General features: G+C 44.4%; 17 protein-coding genes. 10 read left to right on the top strand and 7 right to left on the bottom strand.

The annotated features are described in order from the left end of the window. Positions 1–9 precede the first annotated feature (9 nt). Positions 10–927, bottom strand: coding sequence for an AAA family ATPase (locus B158_RS0105070; RefSeq protein WP_018624280.1), 918 nt, complete (start codon positions 925–927; stop codon positions 10–12). A 126-nt stretch (positions 928–1,053) separates the two neighbouring features. Between B158_RS0105070 and B158_RS0105065 the strand changes: the two genes are divergently transcribed. From B158_RS0105065 to B158_RS13445, 3 genes are all read left to right on the top strand, one after another. Beyond that, on the top strand, positions 1,054–1,584 hold the full coding sequence (locus B158_RS0105065) for a hypothetical protein (protein WP_018624279.1): 531 nt from the start codon (positions 1,054–1,056) through the stop codon (positions 1,582–1,584). Between the two features lie 74 nt (positions 1,585–1,658). Next, positions 1,659–2,321, top strand: a complete 663-nt coding sequence (locus tag B158_RS0105060) for a porin family protein (RefSeq protein ID WP_018624278.1) — start codon at positions 1,659–1,661, stop codon at positions 2,319–2,321. A gap of 219 nt (positions 2,322–2,540) precedes the next feature. Then, positions 2,541–2,699 carry a hypothetical protein gene (locus B158_RS13445; protein ID WP_018624277.1) on the top strand — a complete coding sequence of 53 codons (159 nt, stop codon included), beginning with the start codon at positions 2,541–2,543 and terminating at the stop codon, positions 2,697–2,699. Positions 2,700–2,833: 134 nt separating this feature from the next. On the opposite strand, the gene fadJ is transcribed toward B158_RS13445, so the two are convergent. Then, positions 2,834–4,981, bottom strand: a complete 2,148-nt coding sequence (fadJ, locus tag B158_RS0105050) for a fatty acid oxidation complex subunit alpha FadJ (RefSeq protein ID WP_018624276.1) — start codon at positions 4,979–4,981, stop codon at positions 2,834–2,836. Further along, a complete protein-coding gene (gene fadI / locus B158_RS0105045) occupies positions 4,981–6,300 on the bottom strand; it encodes an acetyl-CoA C-acyltransferase FadI (protein WP_018624275.1) in 1,320 nt (439 codons plus the stop codon). The genes fadJ and fadI overlap by 1 nt, the downstream gene beginning before the upstream one ends. 248 nt (positions 6,301–6,548) lie before the next feature. Between fadI and B158_RS0105040 the strand changes: the two genes are divergently transcribed. From B158_RS0105040 to B158_RS0105010, 7 genes are all read left to right on the top strand, one after another. Next, positions 6,549–7,508, top strand: coding sequence for an AAA family ATPase (locus B158_RS0105040; protein WP_018624274.1), 960 nt, complete (start codon positions 6,549–6,551; stop codon positions 7,506–7,508). A gap of 14 nt (positions 7,509–7,522) precedes the next feature. Beyond that, positions 7,523–8,515: a DUF58 domain-containing protein gene (locus B158_RS0105035; RefSeq protein WP_018624273.1), complete on the top strand. Its 993-nt coding sequence runs from the start codon at positions 7,523–7,525 to the stop codon at positions 8,513–8,515. A 2-nt stretch (positions 8,516–8,517) separates the two neighbouring features. Continuing rightward, positions 8,518–9,060, top strand: a complete 543-nt coding sequence (locus B158_RS0105030; protein ID WP_018624272.1) for a DUF4381 domain-containing protein — start codon at positions 8,518–8,520, stop codon at positions 9,058–9,060. After that, positions 9,053–10,093 (top strand): vWA domain-containing protein, encoded by a 1,041-nt coding sequence (locus B158_RS0105025; protein ID WP_018624271.1) that lies wholly within the window; start codon positions 9,053–9,055, stop codon positions 10,091–10,093. Before B158_RS0105030 ends, B158_RS0105025 begins: the two co-directional genes overlap by 8 nt. Beyond that, positions 10,086–11,819 (top strand): VWA domain-containing protein, encoded by a 1,734-nt coding sequence (locus B158_RS0105020; RefSeq protein ID WP_018624270.1) that lies wholly within the window; start codon positions 10,086–10,088, stop codon positions 11,817–11,819. Before B158_RS0105025 ends, B158_RS0105020 begins: the two co-directional genes overlap by 8 nt. 26 nt (positions 11,820–11,845) lie before the next feature. Continuing rightward, entirely contained in the window at positions 11,846–13,576 is a 1,731-nt protein-coding gene (locus B158_RS0105015) for a BatD family protein (protein WP_228127064.1), read from the top strand. A gap of 108 nt (positions 13,577–13,684) precedes the next feature. Continuing rightward, a complete protein-coding gene (locus tag B158_RS0105010; RefSeq protein ID WP_026309252.1) occupies positions 13,685–14,443 on the top strand; it encodes an SDR family NAD(P)-dependent oxidoreductase in 759 nt (252 codons plus the stop codon). Between the two features lie 29 nt (positions 14,444–14,472). Here B158_RS0105010 and B158_RS0105005 read toward each other — a convergent pair whose 3' ends face one another. From B158_RS0105005 to B158_RS0104990, 4 genes are all read right to left on the bottom strand, one after another. Then, the gene (locus B158_RS0105005; protein WP_018624267.1) at positions 14,473–14,715 is read right to left on the bottom strand and encodes a hypothetical protein; all 243 of its coding nucleotides are present in this window, start codon (positions 14,713–14,715) and stop codon (positions 14,473–14,475) included. A gap of 182 nt (positions 14,716–14,897) precedes the next feature. Then, entirely contained in the window at positions 14,898–19,736 is a 4,839-nt protein-coding gene (locus tag B158_RS0105000) for an NAD-glutamate dehydrogenase (RefSeq protein WP_018624266.1), read from the bottom strand. 153 nt (positions 19,737–19,889) lie between these two features. Next, positions 19,890–22,238, bottom strand: coding sequence for an efflux RND transporter permease subunit (locus tag B158_RS0104995; protein WP_018624265.1), 2,349 nt, complete (start codon positions 22,236–22,238; stop codon positions 19,890–19,892). Between the two features lie 32 nt (positions 22,239–22,270). After that, on the bottom strand, positions 22,271–23,278 hold the full coding sequence (locus B158_RS0104990) for a WD40/YVTN/BNR-like repeat-containing protein (protein WP_018624264.1): 1,008 nt from the start codon (positions 23,276–23,278) through the stop codon (positions 22,271–22,273). Between the last annotated feature and the right edge of the window lie 9 nt (positions 23,279–23,287).

The following is a 23,287-nucleotide window of genomic DNA, read 5'->3' as shown; positions in this document are numbered from 1 at the left end:
AAGTTTCGGTTATGCTGGTACTGGTGTATCTTGGATTATTTGCTCCACCAGTACTTCAATTTTCTCACTGGAAGTTTTCACTGACTGCAAGCGATGCGCAACGGTTGGCACAAAAACCATCTGTAAATCTTCAGGTAGAACATAGTCCCTTTCATCAAGGAAAGCCCAGGCCTTTGCAGCGCCGATCAGCGCCAGTCCACCACGAGGCGAAAGACCGTGTGCAAAGTCAGGACTTTGCCGAGTAGCATTTATCAGCTCCATGACATAACTTAATAAGTGATCACTGATTGTTATAGTTTGAACAAATTTCTGAATCTTCATCAACTCATCCAGCTCAAGCAGAGTTTCAATCTTATTCATTTGTACTCGCCCTGACTCTCCACGAAGCAAGACTTTTTCAAAGCCCGCCTCTGGATAACCCAGTTGAATTCGAAACAGGAAACGATCCAGTTGCGACTCAGGTAAAGAGTAAGTACCGATCTGGTAGGAAGGATTCTGAGTGGCAATTACAAAGAAAGGCTGCGGTAATGGATACGTTTTACCTTCAATCGTAACCTGCTGCTCTTCCATGGCTTCCAGTAAAGCACTCTGAGCTTTAGGAGTTGCCCGGTTAATTTCATCTGCCAGAACCAGCTGCGAGAAAACTGGTCCAGGATGAAACTCAAAACTGCCTTTCTCACGATCATAAATATTGGCACCTACGATATCCCCGGGCAAAATATCACTGGTAAACTGAACCCGTTGAAACTCGAGGCCAAAAACTCTAGCTATCGCCTGCCCTAAGGTTGTTTTACCCATGCCGGGTAAATCTTCTATCAGCAGGTGCCCCTTGGCTAATAAACAGGCAACGGCAAGTTTGACTTGATGAGGCTTGCCTAAAACTACTTTGTTAAGCTGGTCAAGGACAGGATTCAACTTTTTATGCATAAATTTACCGGATATAAGTTCTGTGAACCTATTAATATTTCATTAATCAGGGTTCAGTTATCGTTCAGATACTGACGAGGATAATTGACCTCGCATTATTTAACAAGAATACATGAGGAGATAATAATGTCATTAAAGAAATTGTTCGTTGCAACTACGATCGCTCTTTCATCAGGTCTAGCCATGGCGAACAACGTCAGCTATGACTATGTTCAAGGTGGTCTAATCGATTATGACGAAGTTGACGGTGTTAACTTTGAATTTTCAAAAAGCTTTACTGAAAACTTCTACGGTAAAGTTGACTATAGTGACCTAGATAACGGTGGTTTTGACATTAGCATTTTACGAATCAATGCTGGTTTCAATATGGAAATCACCAACAATACCGACTTCGTTGCCGAGTTAGGTTATGAAGACTTTGATGCTGACTTTGGTTTTGATGATAACGGTTATAACGTTATGGCCGGCTTTAGAAGCATGTTTACTAACGACTTAGAAGTAGGCGCCTATGCCACTCACTCAGACGTTCTTGACTCAACAGACATTACTGTGGAGGGTCGTTATCACTTTGACCGTAACATGTCAGTTGCCCTTGAGTTTGGTAACGATGATGAGCTTGACGAGCATATCGGTGTAAACTTCCGTTATAGCTTCTAAGCATATCAGCTAGACCTAAAAAGCCACTTACTTTTAAGTGGCTTTTTATTTTCTAATCCGGATTTGGTTATAGTATGATGGCCGGTGAATTTTTTGAATATGGAATGATAACGATGAAAAAAGCATTATTCTTAGCACTTATGAGCACGATTGGCTTAACTACGCAAGCTAACGATAAACTCAGCTATGATTACTGGCAGTTTGGTTATATCCACAGTGAAGGTGAACTTACTAGCGATAAAACCGGCTTCAAGATTGATTTGGTGGGTAGTTTTAATGAGTCCACATACCTGCGTTATATAGCCCAAGAACAAAAGGCGGATATCTGGACAGACAATGTCGCTGGAGAGGTCACAGCCAAGGAGTATTCCGTTGCTTTAGGTTGGCATACACCAATGGGGAGAAGTACAGACTTTTTTGCTGAAGTTGGTTATCTAAAGCAAGACGCTGAAGGAATAATACCAGGCGATACATACGGTAATGATGAAGATGGTTACTTAGCCAATATTGGTATTCGTAGCAGATTCGCGGCCAATTGGGAGTATACAGTTTTTGCCGGATATCGTGATGTAGAATTTTCTCCTTATGTTGACGAAATTAACCATGAAGATGATAACGATTCAGTCTATGGTTTAGAAACGCGCTATTATTTCTCTAAGTTGTGGTCTGTAGGTATTGCCGTATCTGAAGAGGCAACAGGCCTTACATCTGGACTAAACTTAAGATTTACACCTTAATCGCTAATAGCTATCGGAGCCATGAGTTTCACGCTGGTGGCTCCTATACAACCCTTGATATTCCTGAACATTATAAGCCTGTAAAGATTTCTGACATTTTTTGCAAACTGTTTCACACTAGCTCACAACTCAGTGAGAATCAGCACACAGATCATTTTTGAAAACTCTCTAGAATATCCACCATACGATGTAAACAAACCATATGTGTAGGAAATTAAGATGAAATATATACTTGTTATTGTAGCTGCTTTAGCAGGTATCAAGTTTTTGGCAGACACTCCATACTTTGCTCAGCTATTTGCTGAAAACAAAGAGCTGTTTGTTGCATTTGCCCTGACTATTGCTTCTAAACCCTTGTTAAAGAAAATCTTTGAGTAACTCCTCCCTGTAGTTTTTCAAGGCGGCTCCGGTCGCCTTTTATTTTTCCCGTATATTCTTTATATCACTTCAGGTATAAAAAACAGGCATAAAAAAACCGAGCTTGGTTGCCCGGCTTTTTCATACAACTTTACTTAATAAAAAGATTCCTGATTTTCCTTCATCTTGACTAGGACTTTTGCCGGCTTGAAACGCTCACCATATAAATTCTGGTAATGCTCCAGACGATCAACAATGGTCGCGATGCCACGTTTATCCATATAACGGAATGGCCCACCATGGAAGGGAGGGAAACCAATACCAAAAATAGCTCCAACATCTCCGTCCCTTGCGCTGCGAATGATGCCTTCATCCAGACAACGGGCTGCTTCATTGGCCATTAACAACATTCCTCGTTCGGCTATTTCAGCTGAACTCACTTCTTTACCTGGTTCCACTCCAAGTACTTGGTAAACGGATTCGTCCACCTGTTTCTTTTTGCCTTTGGCTGGATATTGGTAGAAGCCACGATTGTTCTTACGGCCTTTGCGATCGTCATCAAGCAATTTGCTGAAGGCTTTTGGAGTTTCCATGCGGTCACCAAAGGCATCCTGCAGAATCGGAGCGACTTTGGTCGCCACATCAATGCCAACTTCATCCAGCAAGGTTATTGGGCCTACTGGGAATCCAGCTTTCACCATCGCTTTATCGAGAGTTTCAATAGCGACGCCTTCGCTCAGAAGAATACCAGCTTCATTCACATAAGGCGCTAAAATTCGATTAACATAGAAACCAGCACCGTCATTAACCACTATTGGCGTCTTGCCCTGCTGTTTGCCTAAAGCAACGCAGGTTGCAATAACCCAGTCTGCGGTCTTTTCTGTCTTAATGATTTCAAGCAACGGCATTTTCTCTACAGGTGAAAAATAATGCAGTCCCACCACCTGCTCAGGACGCTTGGCACCCTCAGCGATTTTACTGATTGGGATAGAGGAAGTATTGGTGGCAAAGATCGTTTTCTCAGCACAGTTATCCTCAACATCTTTAACCATCTGATGCTTCAGTTCTAAATCTTCAAATACTGCCTCAATGATCATATCGCAATCTTTAAAGCCTTTGTAATCCGTCGAACCAGTCAGGTATGACATGGTATTTCGAGCATCGCTGGGTGAAATAATACGACGCTTCATTTTCTTGCTGATGATTTTCCAGCTGTAGTTAAGGGCACCATTTATGCCTTTTGAACTGACGTCCTTAACACGTACCTGCTTGCCAGCTTTGTCTACGGAAACATAGGCGATTCCCGACCCCATTAAACCGCCGCCTAATACGCCAACTTTATCGACCTTAGCGGCTTCAACATCAGCTTCAACGCCCTTGTCCTTCTTAAGCTCAGTGGTTGCAAAGAAAATACTGATCAGCGCTTTTGCTTCAGGTGTCACCACCAACTGACCAAAGTTCTTTGCTTCAACAGCCAAACCCGCATCAAATCCCTGGCTATATCCCTTCTCAACACACTCAATAATTTTATGAGGCGCCGGATAATTGCCCTTAGTTTTACTATCCACGGTTTTACGAGCCTGATTGAACACCAGGTTTCGACCTAGAGGATTAGCCTCCAGTAATAACTCTTTAATACCGGCCAGAGAAAGATAATAAGTCCACGGCTTTTTCATGGAGCGGTCTTTGCGTAAATCATGAAGTCGCTTGGTGGCTGCCTTCATTAAATTTGCAGCTGGCACAATCTCATCAACCAGCCCCAATTTCTTTGCCTGCTTAGGGAAAAGCTGCTTACCCGTAAGCATCATATCTAAAGCTGATGGAATACCCACAAGTCTCGGTAAGCGCTGAGTGCCGCCGCTTCCTGGCAACAATCCTAGCTGAACTTCCGGTAGCCCCAGTTTGGTTTTGGAGCTATCACTTGCAATACGGCCATGACAAGCAAGAGCAAGCTCGAGGCCACCACCCAGACAGGCACCATCAATCGCTGCCACAATCGGCACCTTGAACTTTTCTAATTGGGTAAATAGTCTCTGACCCGTTTTCGCGATCTCTTCAGCCTCTTCAGCTGTATCAACACTATTAAGGACTGTGATATCAGCTCCGGCAATAAAACTACCAGCTTTTCCACTGCGAATGATGACACCTTTTACACTGATATCATCGGACAGCTTCTCAAGAATCTCTCCAACCTGCTCACCGAACTCAGGCTTCAAAACATTCTGAGCTTCGCCTGGTAGATCGATTGTAATGACGGCAATGCCATCATCTTGCATGTTCAGTTCAAAAATTGACTCACACATTATTCAACCTCCAGGATCATTGCTGCACCAAGACCACCAGCGGCACAAGCAGTCGTCAAACCGACCCCTCCGCCACGGCGTTTCAGTTCTCTCAATGTTTGCGTAATCATACGTGTACCTGTTGCGGCAAACGGATGGCCATAAGCCAGCGAGCCGCCCAGCACATTGAACTTATCCATATCAATATCACCAATCTTGGTGCGCTGACCGAGCTTTTCTTTTGCGAACTCTGTGGAACCAAAAGCCTGAATATTGGAAATAGTCTGCGCGGCAAAGGCTTCGTGCATATCAATCAAGTCTAAATCCTTAAGCTGCATTTTGGCTTTTTTAAGTGCCATCGGTGTTGCATAGGACGGACCCATTAGCATGTCATGGGTCGCCTCTATCGCTGCAAAAGCATAACTCTTGATGTAGCCCTGCGGTTCATAGCCTAGTGCTTTTGCTTGTGATTCTTTCATCATCAGCACTGCCGAAGCACCATCACTCAAAGGAGTAGAGTTAGCTGCAGTTAATGTGCCATATTTTCGATCAAAGGCAGGGCGTAACTTGGCATAACCTTCCAGGGTGGAATCAAACCGAACAATGTTATCGCGATGTAACGGCTCCTTTGTATAAGGTTCAGCATAAGCGGTCATCACTTCATCATCCAGTTTGCCTTCTTCCCAGGCTTGTGCTGCCAGGGTATGTGAGCGATGAGCCAATGCGTCCTGCTCTTCTCTGGTGATACCACGATCACGTGCCATTTGCTCGGCGTTCTCGCCCATCGTCATACCGGTAGAATATTCTTTAATGGCAGGAGGAACCGGCAACAGATCTTTGAAACGCAGGCCTTTGATGATGGAAAGTTTTTGACCCACGGTTTTGGCTTTTTGCAAATCTACCAATGCCAGCTGCAATTTGCGGCTCACACCTATCGGAACAACTGATGAAGAGTCAGCACCACCGGCGATACCAATCGAAACATCACCTAAGCTGATTGAGTCTGCAAGGCTAGCAACGGTCTGAAAACTGGTAGCGCATGCCCTTGATACTGAATAGGCATCAGTGTGAACATTCATAGGTGTTCCCAAAACGATCTCACGAGCAATATTGGGCGCCTCGGGCAGAATGACTACCTGGCCAAAAATAACGCGTTCTATCAATTTAGGGTCAAGCTCGCTGCGAACCATCAGCTCATTAACCACCATCTTACCCAGTTCAATAGCATTGATGCCTCTGAAATGGGTAGCCTGTTTAGCAAACGGGGTTCTCAAGCCAGAAACGATAGCTACACGGTCCTGTTTTGCCCGCGCCCGTTTTCCTGCTGCTGTTTCACTCATGCCGTTCTCCTGATCAAGAGTCTTTTATATGATTATTCCTTCGATTGTACCTGAACGACTCAAGTTTTCAAACGAACGTTTGAATGGCATGAGTTACTCTTCTGTTTCATCCTGGTAGTTTGTCCCTAAGAAACAATTAGTTGCATTTTTAAAGTGATTTTTGATACAACTCAGGGAGCTTTTTTAATACATTGAACTATTCATCAGTTCGGCTTACAAAGCATTACCACAATTGGATACCCCATTATATGAGTATCAAACAACAATTTATTGAATTAGAACAATTCCTTAAGTCACGAATAATTGGTCAGCATGATTTAGTACACAAAATGCTGATTGCCCTGCTGGCAGATGGTCATTTGCTAGTTGAAGGGGCGCCAGGTCTTGCAAAAACTCGCGCCATTAAAGAACTGTCCACTGCCGTTGAAGGCAATTTTCACCGTATCCAGTTTACCCCGGACTTACTACCGGCGGATCTAACGGGAACCGAAATCTACCGCCCGCAAGATGGCAGCTTCCACTTTCAAAAGGGCCCGCTGTTCCATAACATGGTTCTTGCGGATGAGATTAATCGAGCACCAGCTAAAGTCCAGTCAGCTTTATTAGAAGCAATGGCAGAGCGCCAAATCACAGTTGGCAGTCACAGTTTCCCATTGCCTCAGCTGTTCCTGGTAATGGCGACTCAAAACCCGATTGAACAGGAAGGAACCTACCCGCTTCCTGAGGCCCAGCTGGATCGTTTCCTGATGCAGGTTATCGTTGATTACCCGGAAGCTGAGGCCGAAGCCGACATTTTGGCACTTAATCGCCAGGAAGCCTTAACCGGTGAGTCCACACCCGCCAATCCATTAAGTCAGCAGGATTTGTTCAATGCACGAAAAGAAGTGTTGTCGACCTACATGGCTCCTGAAATTGAGCAGTATCTTGTACAGTTGATTATCAGCACCCGTCAGCCAGAAAAGCTTGGTGGCTCTGTATCCAGTTATATTGAATATGGTGCCAGCCCCCGTGCCACCATTGCTCTGGATCGTTGTGCTCGCGCCAACGCATGGCTGAACAACCGTGATTACGTTACGCCAGGTGATGTGCAAACGGTACTATTCGACATCTTGCGCCACCGCATCATCTTAAGCTATCAGGCAGAAGCTGAAGGCGTAACTGCGGATGCCATTATTGATGAGTTAATTAAGCAAGTTCCAACACCATAATTGCTGAATCATTAATGACACAAAAAACCATTACCTCACAGCACGCAGGCTCAAACTCTATTGAGTTGAGTCTAGAGCAGCTGATCGCCTGTCAATACTGGGCACGCGACAGCATTCCATTGCCCAACAAAAAATCAAAAGCTCACCTGGTTGGCGGACATCTGTCGCCATACAAGGGTCGCGGCATGGAATTTTCAGAGGTAAGACAATATCAGCCCGGCGATGATATCCGCACTATCGACTGGAAAGTGACCGCTCGTACCGGTGACGTGCATACCAAAATTTTTCAGGAAGAACGTGAAAGACCCGTCTTCTTATTGCTGGATTTGCAGGACTCCATGTTCTTTGGCTCGACAAAGCGATTTAAGTCTACCCTCGCCTGTTTGCAGGCTGCCAGAGTTTTCTGGACGGCTCATAATTCAGGTAACCGAGTCGGCGCACTGTTGAGCACTGCAACCGAACACGTGGAATTAAAGCCGTCCAATCGCCGTCAGAACGGTTTACGCCTACTTCAGCACATGCTGGAGCTGCATAACAATCGTCTCCAGTCTGTATATAGAGAACAGGATCCGTTTACCATAAACAGCAGCTCACTCCGTGATGCCTTATCTCGTTTGCGACATTTAGTAAAAGGCGGAAGTCTCATTTATATTTTCAGCGACTTTAGTAATTTATCAGACGCCTGTAAGCAGGATTTAATACACCTTGCTCAGCATAACGATATCCATGCGATCATGATGACCGATCCACTGGAACAGTCGATTCCGGTAGCGGGTGAATTTATGGTTACGGATGGTGATAAAACTATAGCTTTGAATTCAGCAAGGCCCGGCTTTAAAAATCGTTACCAAGAAATGTTCCATGAAAAACTGGTTAAAACGCAACAGTTCTTTCAGGAAGCTCAGTGTAGTTTTGTTGAATACAGCACGGCACAGGAGCTGAGCGATTTCGCGATTAATCCTTATCGCAACCGCTCAACTCCCGTCAAGAAAACTCTGTCGAGATAGTCATGGCCAATCCACAACAAGCACAATTACTCGAACAGTTACGCGACATCCATCTTCCCGAAGGAGTCAGCTGGTGGCCACTGGCAATTGGTTGGTGGATCGTCATTGCAATTATTATAACTGTTATTGTGTTACTCATCGCAAAAGCAATTGTCAGCAAAAGACGCCAACGCTTTGCTCGCTACGCCTTGATTGAACTGGATCAAGTTAAACGCAATGCTGATAAAGACTGGCTGATGCAAACGCATCACATTATGCGCCGCGCCAGCCTCTGTTACTTCCCAAAATCTCAAGTTGCGGTAATGGACAACAAACATTGGGTTATTCTGCTTTATCAGACCGGCAGTAACATCTGGAGTCAACAAAGTTTGCAGCTGCTTGAAGAAGGCATCTACCGTAATCCGGACAGCATTGACTCATCACATCAACAACAATTTCTAAATGAAGCAGCTTTGTGGCTAGAACAATTGCCGAACATCAAACAACTGCCTGCTTTTACTGAATCGCCATCAAATACCGGACAGGAAGGAGCAGCAAATGTTTGAATTTGTCTGGCCCTGGATCTGGCTGCTATTACCGATACCTTTAATTATCTGGTGGCTGAGTGAGCGCAAGCGTAAGCAGCAGGCATTAAGAGCACCGCTCTTTTTGTATTGGCGAAGTATTCAGGAACAGGAAGGAAAATCTGGCAAGCGATTCCCCTGGCTGACTTTTCTGCTATGGACATTAATAATCAGCGCCCTATCACGCCCTCAATGGGTGGGTGAAGCGATGGAATTACCCGCAACAGGTCGTGATCTGATGCTCAGTATTGATATTTCTGGCTCAATGGAAATGCCGGATATGGTCATCGATAATAAGGAAGTGGATCGGCTGGTAGCCGTTAAAGCATTACTGACGGACTTTATTGCTCGTCGCAAAGGTGACCGCATTGGTTTGATCCTTTTCGGTGAGCAGGCCTACCTTCAAACCCCTCTGACATTTGATCTGGAAACAGTACAAATCATGCTGGATGAAACCACCATTGGACTGGCCGGTTCTTCACGAACCGCAATAGGCGATGGTATAGGCCTTGCTGTAAAACGTTTGCGGGAACGCGATGCGAATAATCGTGTTCTCATCTTATTGACGGATGGACAGAATAACACAGGGGTTTTGAATCCCCTTCAGGCAGCAGAGCTTGCTGAACATGCCGGAATCACCATCTACACCATTGGTGTGGGTGCTGATGAAATGATCGTTAAGAATCGTTTTTTTGGTAATCGTCGTATCAATCCCTCGTTGGAACTTGATGAGGAAACTTTGATTGCGGTAGCCGAAAAAACTGGCGGCCGTTATTTTCGGGCACGCGATACTAAAGAGATGGAGCAAATCTACAAAATTATTGATGAGTTGGAGCCTGTGGAGGATGACTATCAGAGCTACCGCCCAATTAAGGCATTATTTTATATTCCTCTGGCACTGGCATTATTGATTTCATTAATATCCATATTGATCCGTACCTTAGTAAGCTGGCGCGTCAACAGGACAACCAGTATTCACCAGGCATCATCAAAAGTGGAGGAAACTCATGTTTGATTTTCTTCCTGAACTAACACAACTCCATTTTATCCGTCCCTGGGCATGGTTATTGCTGATTCCTGTCATCCTATTATGGTGGCTATACAGAACCAAAGGCCAGCAAGCCAGTGGCTGGGCCAAACTGATTGATCAGCACCTGCTGGGCTGGATGATGCCAAACTCGCAATTAGGTAAAAGTATTAAGTGGCAAAAAAACTTATTGCTTACCATGTGGATTCTTCTAGTCATTGCCCTATCAGGACCCAGCTGGAAGAAGCTACCACAACCTGTATTTTCTAATTTGGCATCACGAGTGATTGTCCTGGACTTGTCTTCATCAATGGATGCGCAAGATGTCAAACCGAGCCGCCTGGCCCGAGCCAAATTCAAATTAACTGACATCCTAAAAGCTATTAAAGATGGCCAAACTGGTTTTGTGGTTTATGCCGGTGATGGTTTCATCCTCAGCCCCTTAACCAGTGACACCGATACCATCGATAACATGGTTGAAGTCCTATCAACCAACTTGATGCCGTTAGTAGGCAGCAAGCCCGACAAAGGCATAGAAAAAGCGATAGAGCTGCTGGACAACGGTGCCGCAGGTGAGGGTGATATCATCTGGATTACGGATGGAGGAGATGAAAAAGAGCTATCTCAAATAAAAAGCCTGCTGAGCAAGACTTCCTATGACCTCAATATTCTTGCCATCGGTACCGCCGAAGGAGCACCCATTCCGATGTCGAATGGCTCTGGCTTCGTCAAAGACAACAAAGGGAACATTGTCATTCCTAAACTGAATTACAATGAACTGGCAAATTTTGCAGATGATATCGGAGCAACCCTGACCCCAATGACTGCCGGTAATCAGGACATCGAACTTTTACTGCAACGCCCGCAACTAACGGTCGATGAAAGGTTAGAAAAACAGGACATTATGGCAGATAGCTGGGAAGATGCTGGCTTCTGGCTATTATTTTTAGCACTACCGATTTTACTGCTTGGTTTCAAGCACCGCTCTATGTTTGCGATAGTGCTTGTGATCAGTTTTGGTAGCTTTACAAGTACTCAGGCTCAAGCCAACCCGCTAGAAAGTCTTTTCCTCAACAAAGATCAGCAGGCCAAAAAACTGCTAAACGAGCAACAATACGAGGAAGCCTACAAAAGATTTGAAGATCCTGAATGGAAGGCTGTAGCTGCTTATCGCAATGGCGACTATCAAGCAGCAGAGAATAATTTTAATAATGGTCAGCAGCTCTCCCCCGCTGACAAGTTATATAATAAAGCCAATGCGCAGGCTCTGGCCGGTGAACTTGAGGGAGCAGTATCGAGCTATAAAGAAGCTTTACAACTCAACCCAAATCACCTGGATGCCCTATACAATAAAAAAATCGTTGAAGACCTGTTAAAACAGAAGCAACAGGAGCAACAACAAAGCCAACAACAAGATAAGTCCCAATCTGAACAGGAACAGAATGATCAGCAGCAGGAACAACAGCAGCAGGATCAGAACTCACAAAGTGATGAATCAAGCGAACAGCAGCAACAACCAAGCGAGCAACAGCAACAAAAGCCTGAGTTGACTGAAGAAGAGTTGCAGCAACAGTTTAAAGAAGAGGAAAAGGATCAGGAACTGGAACAATGGTTGAAACGCCTGCCAGATGATCCAGGCGGTTTACTACGTCGAAAAATGTATCAGGAATATCGCGAACGTGGTCATAAACAACATGTTGATGAGACATGGTAATCACAATCTGAACGGGTTTATGTACGATGCAAATGCTTAGACAAATATCTATGTATGGCCTACTGGTCATTGGCCTGTTATTCACTCAGGTGTTGGAAGCCAAGGTTCAGTATTTTCTGGACCGTGGAGAGGTTCGCGAGAATGAAACGTTTCGACTCAAGATAGTTGTACAAAACCCATCAACCCTGGCCAATGCTCTGACACTTGATTTTCTTCCGGAAGAACTGGAGCGACTCAGCCTGCAACAGTTTAACAACAGCACCATGATCGATGGTAAGTTTCATAGCGAAATGGGCTGGGAAGTTAAACTTCTCGCAAGACAGGCTGGAACCTATACAGTACCCACTACAAAATTTGGTAGTGAAACTGCTGATTCTTTTACCATTCGAATTTTACCCGCAATTGATGAGCTCAAAGAGGACAACAGCCCTGCTAAAGTAAAACTTCGTGCGGCTCTTAATCTTGAAGAAGTTTATGTCCAGCAACAGCTTATCCTGACGGTAAGAATTTATCGTTCTGTGGTTACCCGCCACGAAAGTTTGACGTTGCCTAAAGCAACTGGAGCAGTACTTGAGCAACTTGGTGATGATAGAACCTTTGAAATGGTTCAGGGCAATACCAGTTATCGAGTAGTTGAACGTCAGTTTGCCATATTCCCTCAGCAAAGTGGCGAGCTACTGATTGAGCCGATGACTTACACGGCAACCATTCTGGATGAAAATCAGTCATCGAACCCATGGGGGCTTAGTCGTACCAAGCCTATCTCGCTAAGCACACCACAATACAAAGTTACTGTAAAACCGAAGCCTGTCTCAGCCGAAGAGCCCTGGCTACCAGCAACCAACGTAAAGCTGGAAGCTAATTGGCTACCGGGCAATCCAACTTTTGAAGTCGGCACTCCTGCCACATTAGAGTTCAAGATTAAAGGCACTGGTCTGCTGCAAACTCAACTACCGAATGTTACATTCCCTGAAGTTGATGGCGTCAAAATTTATCGTGATACTCCCGAATTCCAACAGCTGATTAACCGCCTTGGCGTTACCAGTCACCATATTGAAAAATTAGCAATAGTACCCAGTCAATCTGGCCAAGTGACCATACCTGAAGTTCGTATACCCTGGTGGAACACAGTAACAGACAAACAGGACTATGCGGTATTACCGGCAATGACCATTGAGGTAAAACCTCAAGCTCAAACTACTCAATCGGCATCAACTCAACCGGTAATATCCAATAAATCTAACAATGAGCAGAACGTCAGCGAAAATGGAACTGCTCAGCCTGGGGGTATTCAGTCAACTGAAGAAACTTTAAATATCTGGCAAATTATCAGCATCATACTGGCTGCTCTTTGGTTGCTTACACTGATTCTTTGGAGGTTTACTAAACCCAAACACTATGGCGTTGACTACAAGACCATGACATCTTCTTCGAACCAGCTGGATCAGAACTTCAAAGCAAGCCTTGCCGACATTGAACGTGCCTGTAAAACGAATGATGCAAAAACTGCACATCAACTGCTGCTTCAATGGTGTCGCAGTCAACCACACTTAAAGCACATCCAGAACCTAAACCAGCTTAAACAAATGGTTAAAAATACAGAACTGGCACAACAACTGGAGCACTTACAGGCTTCGCTTTATTCACCGAGTCGAGAACGGCCCTGGCAAGGTCAAGAGCTGGCCAATGCACTTCAGCATTTGCCAAAGCCCTCCTCTGATAAGGGTCAGCAAGGATTACCTAAACTGTATTCGTAGCAGTTAATCACCGCATAATTCTCTAATTAACCGACCGGCTCTGTGCCATCATTGGCACTCCGGTCGACTGTTGATACAATGCCCTCTTTTGGTCATGAGATAACATTTATGCAACTCAATCAATCGAAAGCCATTATTAGTGGTGGAGCTTCTGGTCTGGGCTTTGCTACAGCTAAAAATATTATTGAACAGGGCGGAAAAGTCGTCTTGCTCGACATCAATGAAGAACAAGGTCAGAAAGCAGCAAGCGACCTTGGTCAAAACGCTCTATTCATCAAGACAGACATCAGCAATGAAAATGATGTAGAGTCAGCAGCCGACAAAGCTGCTGAATTTATGGGTGGTATCAATCTTGCAGTAGGTTGTGCAGGCGTTTTAGGCGCAGGTCTTATTCACAGTAAAAAGGGGCCAATGCCAGCTGAATACTTCCAGAACGTCGTCAACATCAACCTGATTGGCACATTTCTTCTGACCCGTGCGGCATCACGCCACATGCAGAATAATGAGCCGGTGGATGGCGAACGTGGTGTCATTATCCATACAGCTTCAATCGCAGCCTATGAGGGGCAGATCGGTCAAACGGCTTATTCTGCAACTAAATCTGCAATCGTGGGTATGGTGTTACCATTAGCTCGAGAGTTTGCCCGCATCAACGTGCGTGTTATGGCAATCGCCCCAGGCGTTTTTGAAACTCCAATGATGGAAAAAATCACTCCTGAAATCTGCGAACAGATTGCAGCCGGAATCCCTAACCCTTCGCGTTTTGGCAAACCTTCAGAGTTTGCTTTAACAGTGCAGCAAGTAGTTGAGAATCAATACCTTAATGGCTCAACTATTCGCCTGGACGCAGCGGCCCGACTACAGTAATGCCGATCAGCACCAGCAAAAATAGTCATCTATGGCTGGTGCTGATACTTCACCATATCAAGAAAACTTCTGTCCTGACGTCTTTCGGCAATCACTAAACTATCGTCAAGCTGGGCTTCCTCTTTGAGCACATCATTGATTTGCTGCTGATCAATTGGCTCTTGTTTAGTATAGGTTTCTTTATCTTTTGACTGATAATTCCAAAAGGCCTCAAATTCCTTGGCAAAACGGGCTGGTTCTTTAAGCTCTTCTGATAATACTAATGTACACATGGCTTTTTCCTCTTTGTTTATTTGACGATTCCATTACACCACCCAATTCTGAAAGCCATATGATCCAATTATGGCGAATTATGGCAATGACTCTCTTAAGTTATTGAAATAGACTTTTACCCTTTCTGCAGTTAAAAAAATACCCAGCCAGGCTGGGTATTTAGAAGTTTAAATTATTATCATCACTTGATCAGGCGATGGCTACGTTGCACCAGAATCTGCAACTCGCGAAGCGCCACTGAGAACTTGGAGAACTCATGGGTGCTGGTTTGCCTGAAGTCAGCCACCATTTCACGCCAACGTGACAGTAAATCATCATGATCAGCCAGGAAGTGCTTGATACGCGTATCCGCAGATTTGTACTTATTGGTCAAAGGCAGTACCGCTTCAATCAAGTTACGCTGCTGGTAATCCAGCTCTTCGCGGAATGCGGCACGAGCGAAGGCCTGCCAATGATTGAGAACAGGTTGCGCGATGATTTGAGTCAGGAACCAGTGCAGATTGATTTCCGCGCCCAGTTTGTAGTAAACCTCCGCCACCAACAGAATAGGCAAATCATACTGCTTCGCCAGCTCAATAATATCCATTGCCGAGAACATGGTGCTCAGTAATGAAACCTGACGAGCAAGCTTCTCCGGTACACCTTGCGCAATCAATTGTTGTGCATCTTTCTCGATGCCCTGAGCTTCTTTGGCTTCCAATGTTTTATGCACATTGCGCTGTAATTCAACCACGCCATCACGGAAGTAACTGACGACTTCAGCAATGGACTGATCTTTGCGACGGTTACGCACGAACCAGCGAGTTGCACGACGTACAATACGACGCGCCTGGAACATCATCTGAATCTGTACATTAGCCGGTACTTTATTATCCAGCTCTTCGATACTGTCCCAGAGTCCTTGCATACCAAAGGTTTCTTTGGCCATGGCATAACATTGCGCCACTTCACCAATATTGGCACCAACCTCATCAATCACTCGGAATGCAAAGTTAGTTCCCATCAGGTTGACCATTTCATTAGCTACGCTCATCGCAATAATTTCATCACGTAGCGGGTGCTTGGCCATCACTTCAGCATATTTGGCACGTAGCGGTTTAGGAAAATACTCAACCAGATAACGTTCAAAATACTTTTCGTCAGTCACCTCTGGAATGCGTAATGAATCCTTAAGCTGCATTTTGCCATAGGCTAACAACACAGACAGTTCAGCACGGGTTAAGCCCTGACCTTTAGATTCACGCTCCAGCATTTCTTCATCGGTTGGTAAATATTCAAGCTCTCGGTCAAGCTGAACATCTTTTTCCAGACCATGGATGAAGCGCATATGTTCTTTAACCATGCTAGGGGCACGCGACTCAGTGATACTGATAGACTGAATTTGACGATAGTTATCTTCGATTACAATATGCGATACTTCATCAGTCATTTTAGCCAACAGCGTATTACGCTGCTTCTCGGTCATATTGTGCTCAGCCATGATGCCATTAAGTAGGATCTTAATGTTGACCTCATTGTCCGAACAATTGACACCGCCGGCGTTATCAATAAAGTCAGTATTAGCACGCCCCCCATTGAGCATATACTCAATTCTACCGAGCTGGGTACAACCCAAGTTACCGCCCTCACCTATAACGCGAGCTTTTACCTCATTACCATTAACACGAACACTATCATTCGCGCGGTCACCCACGTCAGCATGAGTTTCTTTTGAGGATTTAACGTAAGTACCGATACCACCGTTCCAGAACAAGTCGACCTTCATTTTCAAGGCAGCATTGATAAACTCATTCGGTGATAATGCCTTAGCCTTAACACCCAGCATTTCCTGAATTTCAGGGGTTAAGGTAATCGACTTGGCACTACGTTCAAATACGCCACCGCCTTTAGAAATTAATGATGCGTTGTAATCATTCCAACCCGAACGTGGCAACTTAAATAAACGCTCACGTTCTTTATAAGAAGCTGCGGAATCCGGATTAGGGTCGACGAAAACGTGCATGTGGTTAAAGGCGACCTGCAGACGAATGTGCTTTGAAAGCAGCATACCGTTACCAAATACGTCACCAGACATGTCACCACAGCCCACGACCGTAAAGTCTTCGCTCTGACAATTGATGCCCATTTCGCGGAAGTGGCGTTTAACTGACTCCCAGGCACCTTTCGCAGTAATACCCATAGCCTTATGGTCATAGCCATTACTACCGCCAGAAGCAAAGGCATCACCTAACCAATGGCCATATTCAAGCGAAATACCGTTGGCGATATCCGAGAAAGTCGCAGTCCCTTTATCTGCTGCAACAACCAGATACGGATCGGGTTCATCATGAATTACAACATCTTTAGGATGAACCAGCTTATCGGCAACATAGTTATCTGTAATATCCAACAATGCGCGAATAAAGGTTTTATAACATTCTACACCTTCAGCAAAGAATGCATCACGACCACCCGTAGTTGGCAATTGCTTGCAGACAAAACCACCTTTAGCACCAACTGGAACAATGACAGAGTTTTTAACCTGCTGAGCCTTAACCAGACCCAAAACTTCAGTACGGAAGTCTTCACGACGATCCGACCAGCGTAAACCACCACGAGCTACTTTACCGCCACGCAAGTGAACACCCTCAACACGTGGCGAATACACAAATATCTCGAACATTGGAACCGGTTTTGGAATTCCGGTAATCATTGATGGCTTTAATTTGAAGGAAATGTAGCTCTTATCTTTGCCATCTTCAGCTTGCTGGTAGAAATTAGTACGCAATGTCGCGTCAATGACTTCCAGATATTTATTGACGATTTTGTCCTGATCAAGATTACTTACCTGCTCGAATTTCTTCTTCAGATCACGTTTTAGAGTATTGTACTTGCGCTCATTAAACTCTTGTTGAGGGTTAAATCGATGCTCAAAGAGCTCAACCAGACCATGAGCAATTTCAGAATATTGCGACAATGTCTGTTCGATATAAGTCTGGCTAAAGGTGAAGCCAATCTGCCACATATACTTAGCGTACGCACGAAGCATGGCAACCTGACGCCAGTCCAGACCTGTTGCAATGATTAAGCGATTGAAGCCATCTTTTTCCGCCTGATTTGTCCAAGCCTTAGCAAATGCTTCCTGGAACTTATCGCGAATTGAGTCAACATCAATATCATTGTCATAACGCACACTGAAATCCATGATCCACATGGTTCCCAGCGCTTCGGAGGATATTTTATAAGGCGTTTCATCAATTACGATCAGCCCCATATTCTCTAGCAAGGGCAATACTTCGGATAGAGGAATGGGTTGCTCACGGTTAAATAACTTAAAACGTAATAAACCACCCTCAATCTGCTTTTTATACAGCAGCATATCAAATGGACGCTCTTCGCTTAGACGCTCAATATGCTTAATATCCGCGATGGCTGACAGCACGCTCTGTTGATTCTGATAGCCGGGCGAGAAGGCGTTGGCGTATTTCTTCTGTAACTTGGTTGCTTCTGTCGGCTCATAGAGATGTGCAATGGTATCAACCAACACATCCTCCCAGCTCAATGCCGCTTCCTGTAAATCAGCCTGTAGCTTTGTCAGGTCATAGTCAATCGCTTCAGCGTTTTCAACTGGTACACGGAAATGAGTACGAACTAGATTTGATTCAGAGAAGTGAGTATTAAATTCAATTTCACCCTTACTGCCAAAAGTTTCTGACAGAATCTCTGTCATACGCAAACGAACCTTGGTGTTGTAGGTGTCTCTAGGAACAAAGCACAGCACGGAGAAATAACGACCAAATGGATCGCGACGAACAAAGGCTCTAACCTGGCGGCGTTCCTGAATGTGCAGAATACCCATCGCAACATTCAACAACTTTAAGGTAGGGATCTGGAATAACTCATCTCTTGGATAGGTTTCCAGAATATTCTTCAAGGCTTTATAGTCATGACCGCCCTGCTTGAGTCCTGACTCAGCTAGAACGTTATGAATCTTCTTACGCAGAACCGGAATAAACTGCGGATCCATGTTGTAGGCTGCAGAAGTAAAGAGACCGAAGAAGCGGTATTCACCGATAACTTCTCCGTCCTTGTTAAATCGCTTAACACCGATGTAGTCAATATGGCTCGGACGATGTACTGAAGAGACCGTACTGGTTTTAGTAAGGACTAATATATGTTCATTAGATAGAGCCAGCTTCTGAGCACCTTTTGGTGACTCCGACAAGCTGTAGGCTTTTTGCTTGGCAGGCTCGGCCAAAGTACCAAGCCCACTGCCTTTTACCGGCTTTAATAACAAATCATCTTTTGATTTTTTCAAATCATAAGTGAGCGAGCCCATGAATACGAAGTGATTAGCTTTGACCCAGCGAAGGAAATCAAGCGCCTCTTCAATTCTATCTTTACGCAAAGGAGGTGGCGTCGACTCAAGCTCATTAATGATACTGGCAAGCTTATCGCGCATCGGATGCCAGTCACGTACTGTTGCTCTAACGTCGCCTAAAATACGTAACAAGTCAGCTTCTATCTGCTTTATGGTGTCTTCGTCGAGTTGCTTATCAATTTCAATATACATTGGCGTTTCAATGTTCTTGTTCTTTTCGCACTCATCATCGACACATAAATTGACCGATTTAACTTTGCCGTTTTTATCACGGGCCACCTGTATGGGAACATGGATGTGTAAATGCACATCAATTCCATGACGGTTTAGCTCCATGCGAATTGAATCAACCAGGAATGGCATATCCGCATGATTTAACTCAATAATGGTATGTTTATTTCTCCAACCATTTTTATCACTTGTTGGGTTATGCACACGCAACTTGCAAGTCCCATCAAAGTCCTGAATAAATTGCCACAGGCTGTATATTGAATTAAAGATTTGCTCAGGAGTACGCTCGATAAATTCATCTTCAGCGACACTGCTGTAGATGATTTCAGCGAATTGTTTAACGAGCTCAGATTGACGTTTTGATGCTTTTTGTTCGATTAGTTGCTTAACATCATTTAGCAACTTGGAAGAAGTGTTTGAACCGACCATTGTCCTTTCCAAAACCGCTTAATTGGGTGAAGAAAATCAAAAATAAATTGTGTCAATTCTAGGCCATTTGAAAGCAAAATGGCACCTAAATTTCACTTTAGATGCCATTATTTCTAACTGGTACGCGCTGTTGGCGCGAATACTAATTTTTAATCAGCGACGATATAGCAGTGCCGCCAACGCAGGTAGTAGTATGATTGCACCTAACATGTTCACCAGGAACATAAAGGTCAGCATAATTCCCATATCTGCCTGGAATTGCAGTGCGGACATCAACCAGGTGCTAACGCCGATAGCAAGAGTCAAGCCAGTAAATAGTACCGCATTACCGGTTAACTTGAGTGTTTCAAAATAGGCATCAGCTACACTCATACCGGAACGGATAAAGCCAACCATTCTTGAAAATATGTAAATGCCATAGTCAACACCAATACCTACGCCAAGTGCAATCACTGGTAATGTTGCAACGGTCAAACCTATCTGCAGCCAGGTCATCAGCGCCTGTGCCAGGAATGACACTACTACCAATGGCAATATAACGCAGATAGTGCCACGCACCGAACGGAAGCTAATTAAGCACAATAAAGTCACTGCCAGATATACCCAGATCATCATTGGTATTTGCGCCGCTGAAACTGCCTCATTAGTAGCAGCCATAACGCCGACTGGGCCAGTTGCCAGCAAATACTCCACTTCCTCATGTGCTTTATTGGCACGGAAGTCTTTTACTGCTGAAACCAGTCGCTCGATGGTTTCTGCTTTATGATCATCAAGGAAAATCATTACCGGCATGACGCTACAATCAGAGTTCAGAAGACCTGTGCTGGTTTCAACACGGCTAATGGACTGAACAAGAACAGCTTCATCCTTAGGTAACATCTTCCACTTGAGATTGCCCTCGCTTAGCATGCCATTAACAACTTTGGCTACTTGGGGGAGGCTGATAGTCGATTGAACACCTTTTACATTGTTCATTTCCCACTGGAACTGATCAATGTTATTCATGATGTCATAGTAGGTACAGCCATCAGTCTTGGTTTTAGCCAACACATATATCACATCAGTACCAATCGCGTAGGTATCGGTAATATATTTGTTATCAAGGTTATAAGTGGAATCCTGTCTTAATGCAGGTGCACCAGACTGGAGATCACCGACTTTCATATTAAGCGATTGCCAGTAACCAATAATACCCAATAAAAGACTCACAATTATTATAATGGTTGATGCAGGCTTACGGGCAAAGCCAGCAATTTTCTTCCACCACTTCTCACGGGCATGTTCACGATCGCGAACACTCTGAACGAACTTATCGGAGAAATGGGTATAAGAAAGTAATAGCGGTAGTAGCAATAAGTTAGTCAGAATCAGAACAGCAACACCGATACTGGCAGTAACCGCCAATTCACGAATGATATCAATTTCAATCAATTGTAAAGTCAGGAAACCTACTGTATCACTCAGCAATGCGATACCACCCGGTACAATCAGAGCTGCACAGGCTGCGATAGCTGCATTATAGGTTTTCATGCCATGGGCTACGTTATGCTGAACTCCATTGATCATCTGCACTCCATGACTGACGCCGATGGCGAAAATCAAGAATGGCACCAGGATTGACATTGGGTCAATGCCATAACCAAGGGCAGTCAATAATCCCAGCTGCCAGACAACAGCAATAATGGAGGTTAATATTGGCAGTGCAGTAAGCTTAATAGAACGAGAGTACCAATATACAAGCAGTGCAGTGATGGCCAATGCAATCAAGAAGAAGACAATTACTCCACCTGCTGCATCACTGACGTCACCGATCATTTTAGAGAACCCAATAATGTGTACTTCCACATTGGGGTACTTTGCTTCTATATCAGTTCTTATCTTTTCAAGATCATGGGCGACACGGACAAAGTCGGTTTGCACCATCTGCTCGCCATTTTCACCGGTTACTTCAACATCCGTCGGGTTATATTCTGAAAGTAATTGAGCAGAAACCATTGCTGACTCAAATTCATTTGAGACCAGACGCCCAACAATTCCAGCCTTAAGAATATTCTCTTCAACCTGCTTTAATGCTCTTTCCGAGCCATCGAAGCGTGCAGGAATAACGGGACCACCTTCTAAACCTTGCTCGCTGGCCTCAATATAACGGGTGTTAGGTGTAAATAAAGATTCAACCTGTGGCTGATTAACTCCTGCAATACCCGCCACGCGATTGGTTGTTTCTTTTAATGCTTCGAAGAAACTCGCGTTAAAAATATTACCACTGGTATCTTCAAGAGCAACCAACACTCTGTTGGCGCCACCGAACTGATCCTGATACTCAATATAGGTCTGCATGTATTCATGCTTAAGTGGAATATTTTTCTCAAAACTCGCATCCACACGCAACTGGGTAACAAAATAAACCATTACGGCAGTAAATACTGCAAACAGGCTTATCCATAGTGCTCTTTTCGAAAAAAAGACCTTTGAGACGATTGATTCTAATTTATTCTTTGTCATTCTATATAACCTTTAAAGAATACTTTGGCGAGTTATTGTTGTGAAAGGCTCAAGCGTTCAACGCCGCCATCACCCACTACAACTAATGTATCTTCATCTACCGCCACAACTGCTGCACGGCCTTTTAAGTCTTTGCGTTTTTTGATATCGGTTGAAGTTAGTGTTTTGTAAACAAGAACACCACCCGTACCAACTAATACCCAACGATTCTCATCCAGTATAGCCATATCATGAAAACCAGATGCGGTACTAAGAAATTGTCCCTGCCACGATTGCCCTGCATCCTTGGAGATGTATAAGTTACCTCTTAAGCCATAGACGTATAGATAACCTTTATCATCTACCTCAATGCCAAAAAATGAACCATCGTATGGAGTAGGTAATTTTTGCCAGGTTTCACCACCATCTCGTGTTTCAGCTGCTAATGCAGAGCTGGTTTCAAAACCATCTTCATCAACACCATCGATAAACTTCTCACCAGCCATTACCCAGTAGTCATCTGTGACTTTTTGGATTGAATAAAAGTGACTGAAAAAGCCGTAATAGTCAGCAAGCCCTTCCACTTCCTGGGCTTCCCAGGTCTCACCACCATCACTTGATTCAAGGTATAAGCCGTAAGAGCCAACCGCAACAATCTTGTCGCCATTTATAAATTGAACATCGAATAACGCTGGTTGCTCAAATGACTCTTCATGATGAGTCAACTGCCAACTTTCCCCACCATCATTTGTCATCAGAATAGTCTGGCTGAAACCAACTGCGATACCGCGTTTGTCATCCAGAAAATCAACTGCCGTTAATTGTTCACGGGTTGGAACGGGAACCTGACGCCACTCAATGCCCTGATCATCAGATAGCAATATATGCCCACGCTCACCCACTGTGACCAATCGGCCTGACTCTAACATTTCGACATCTAACAATAGGGATTTTACAGCTTTATCAGCGATTAAGGCAGGTTCGGTTTCTGCACTTGAGGAAACCTGTATTCCGGTGAACAACAGCACCAAAGGGAATGCATACTTAATGATTGCTTTCATACAGAACAG

Source organism: Kangiella aquimarina DSM 16071 (assembly GCF_000374105.1).
Classification (GTDB): Bacteria; Pseudomonadota; Gammaproteobacteria; order Enterobacterales; family Kangiellaceae; genus Kangiella; species Kangiella aquimarina.
This window is presented reverse-complemented; position numbering and strand designations above follow the sequence as displayed.

What these genes read in the sequence shown, in the direction of transcription:
- B158_RS0105070 (WP_018624280.1), bottom strand. Translation starts at nt 927, where the DNA reads ATGCATAAAAAGTTGAATCCTGTCCTTGACCAGCTTAACAAAGTAGTT.
- B158_RS0105065 (WP_018624279.1), top strand. Translation starts at nt 1,054, where the DNA reads ATGTCATTAAAGAAATTGTTCGTTGCAACTACGATCGCTCTTTCATCA.
- B158_RS0105060 (WP_018624278.1), top strand. Translation starts at nt 1,659, where the DNA reads ATGATGGCCGGTGAATTTTTTGAATATGGAATGATAACGATGAAAAAA.
- B158_RS13445 (WP_018624277.1), top strand. Translation starts at nt 2,541, where the DNA reads ATGAAATATATACTTGTTATTGTAGCTGCTTTAGCAGGTATCAAGTTT.
- fadJ (WP_018624276.1), bottom strand. Translation starts at nt 4,981, where the DNA reads ATGTGTGAGTCAATTTTTGAACTGAACATGCAAGATGATGGCATTGCC.
- fadI (WP_018624275.1), bottom strand. Translation starts at nt 6,300, where the DNA reads ATGAGTGAAACAGCAGCAGGAAAACGGGCGCGGGCAAAACAGGACCGT.
- B158_RS0105040 (WP_018624274.1), top strand. Translation starts at nt 6,549, where the DNA reads ATGAGTATCAAACAACAATTTATTGAATTAGAACAATTCCTTAAGTCA.
- B158_RS0105035 (WP_018624273.1), top strand. Translation starts at nt 7,523, where the DNA reads ATGACACAAAAAACCATTACCTCACAGCACGCAGGCTCAAACTCTATT.
- B158_RS0105030 (WP_018624272.1), top strand. Translation starts at nt 8,518, where the DNA reads ATGGCCAATCCACAACAAGCACAATTACTCGAACAGTTACGCGACATC.
- B158_RS0105025 (WP_018624271.1), top strand. Translation starts at nt 9,053, where the DNA reads ATGTTTGAATTTGTCTGGCCCTGGATCTGGCTGCTATTACCGATACCT.
- B158_RS0105020 (WP_018624270.1), top strand. Translation starts at nt 10,086, where the DNA reads ATGTTTGATTTTCTTCCTGAACTAACACAACTCCATTTTATCCGTCCC.
- B158_RS0105015 (WP_228127064.1), top strand. Translation starts at nt 11,846, where the DNA reads ATGCAAATGCTTAGACAAATATCTATGTATGGCCTACTGGTCATTGGC.
- B158_RS0105010 (WP_026309252.1), top strand. Translation starts at nt 13,685, where the DNA reads ATGCAACTCAATCAATCGAAAGCCATTATTAGTGGTGGAGCTTCTGGT.
- B158_RS0105005 (WP_018624267.1), bottom strand. Translation starts at nt 14,715, where the DNA reads ATGTGTACATTAGTATTATCAGAAGAGCTTAAAGAACCAGCCCGTTTT.
- B158_RS0105000 (WP_018624266.1), bottom strand. Translation starts at nt 19,736, where the DNA reads ATGGTCGGTTCAAACACTTCTTCCAAGTTGCTAAATGATGTTAAGCAA.
- B158_RS0104995 (WP_018624265.1), bottom strand. Translation starts at nt 22,238, where the DNA reads ATGACAAAGAATAAATTAGAATCAATCGTCTCAAAGGTCTTTTTTTCG.
- B158_RS0104990 (WP_018624264.1), bottom strand. Translation starts at nt 23,278, where the DNA reads ATGAAAGCAATCATTAAGTATGCATTCCCTTTGGTGCTGTTGTTCACC.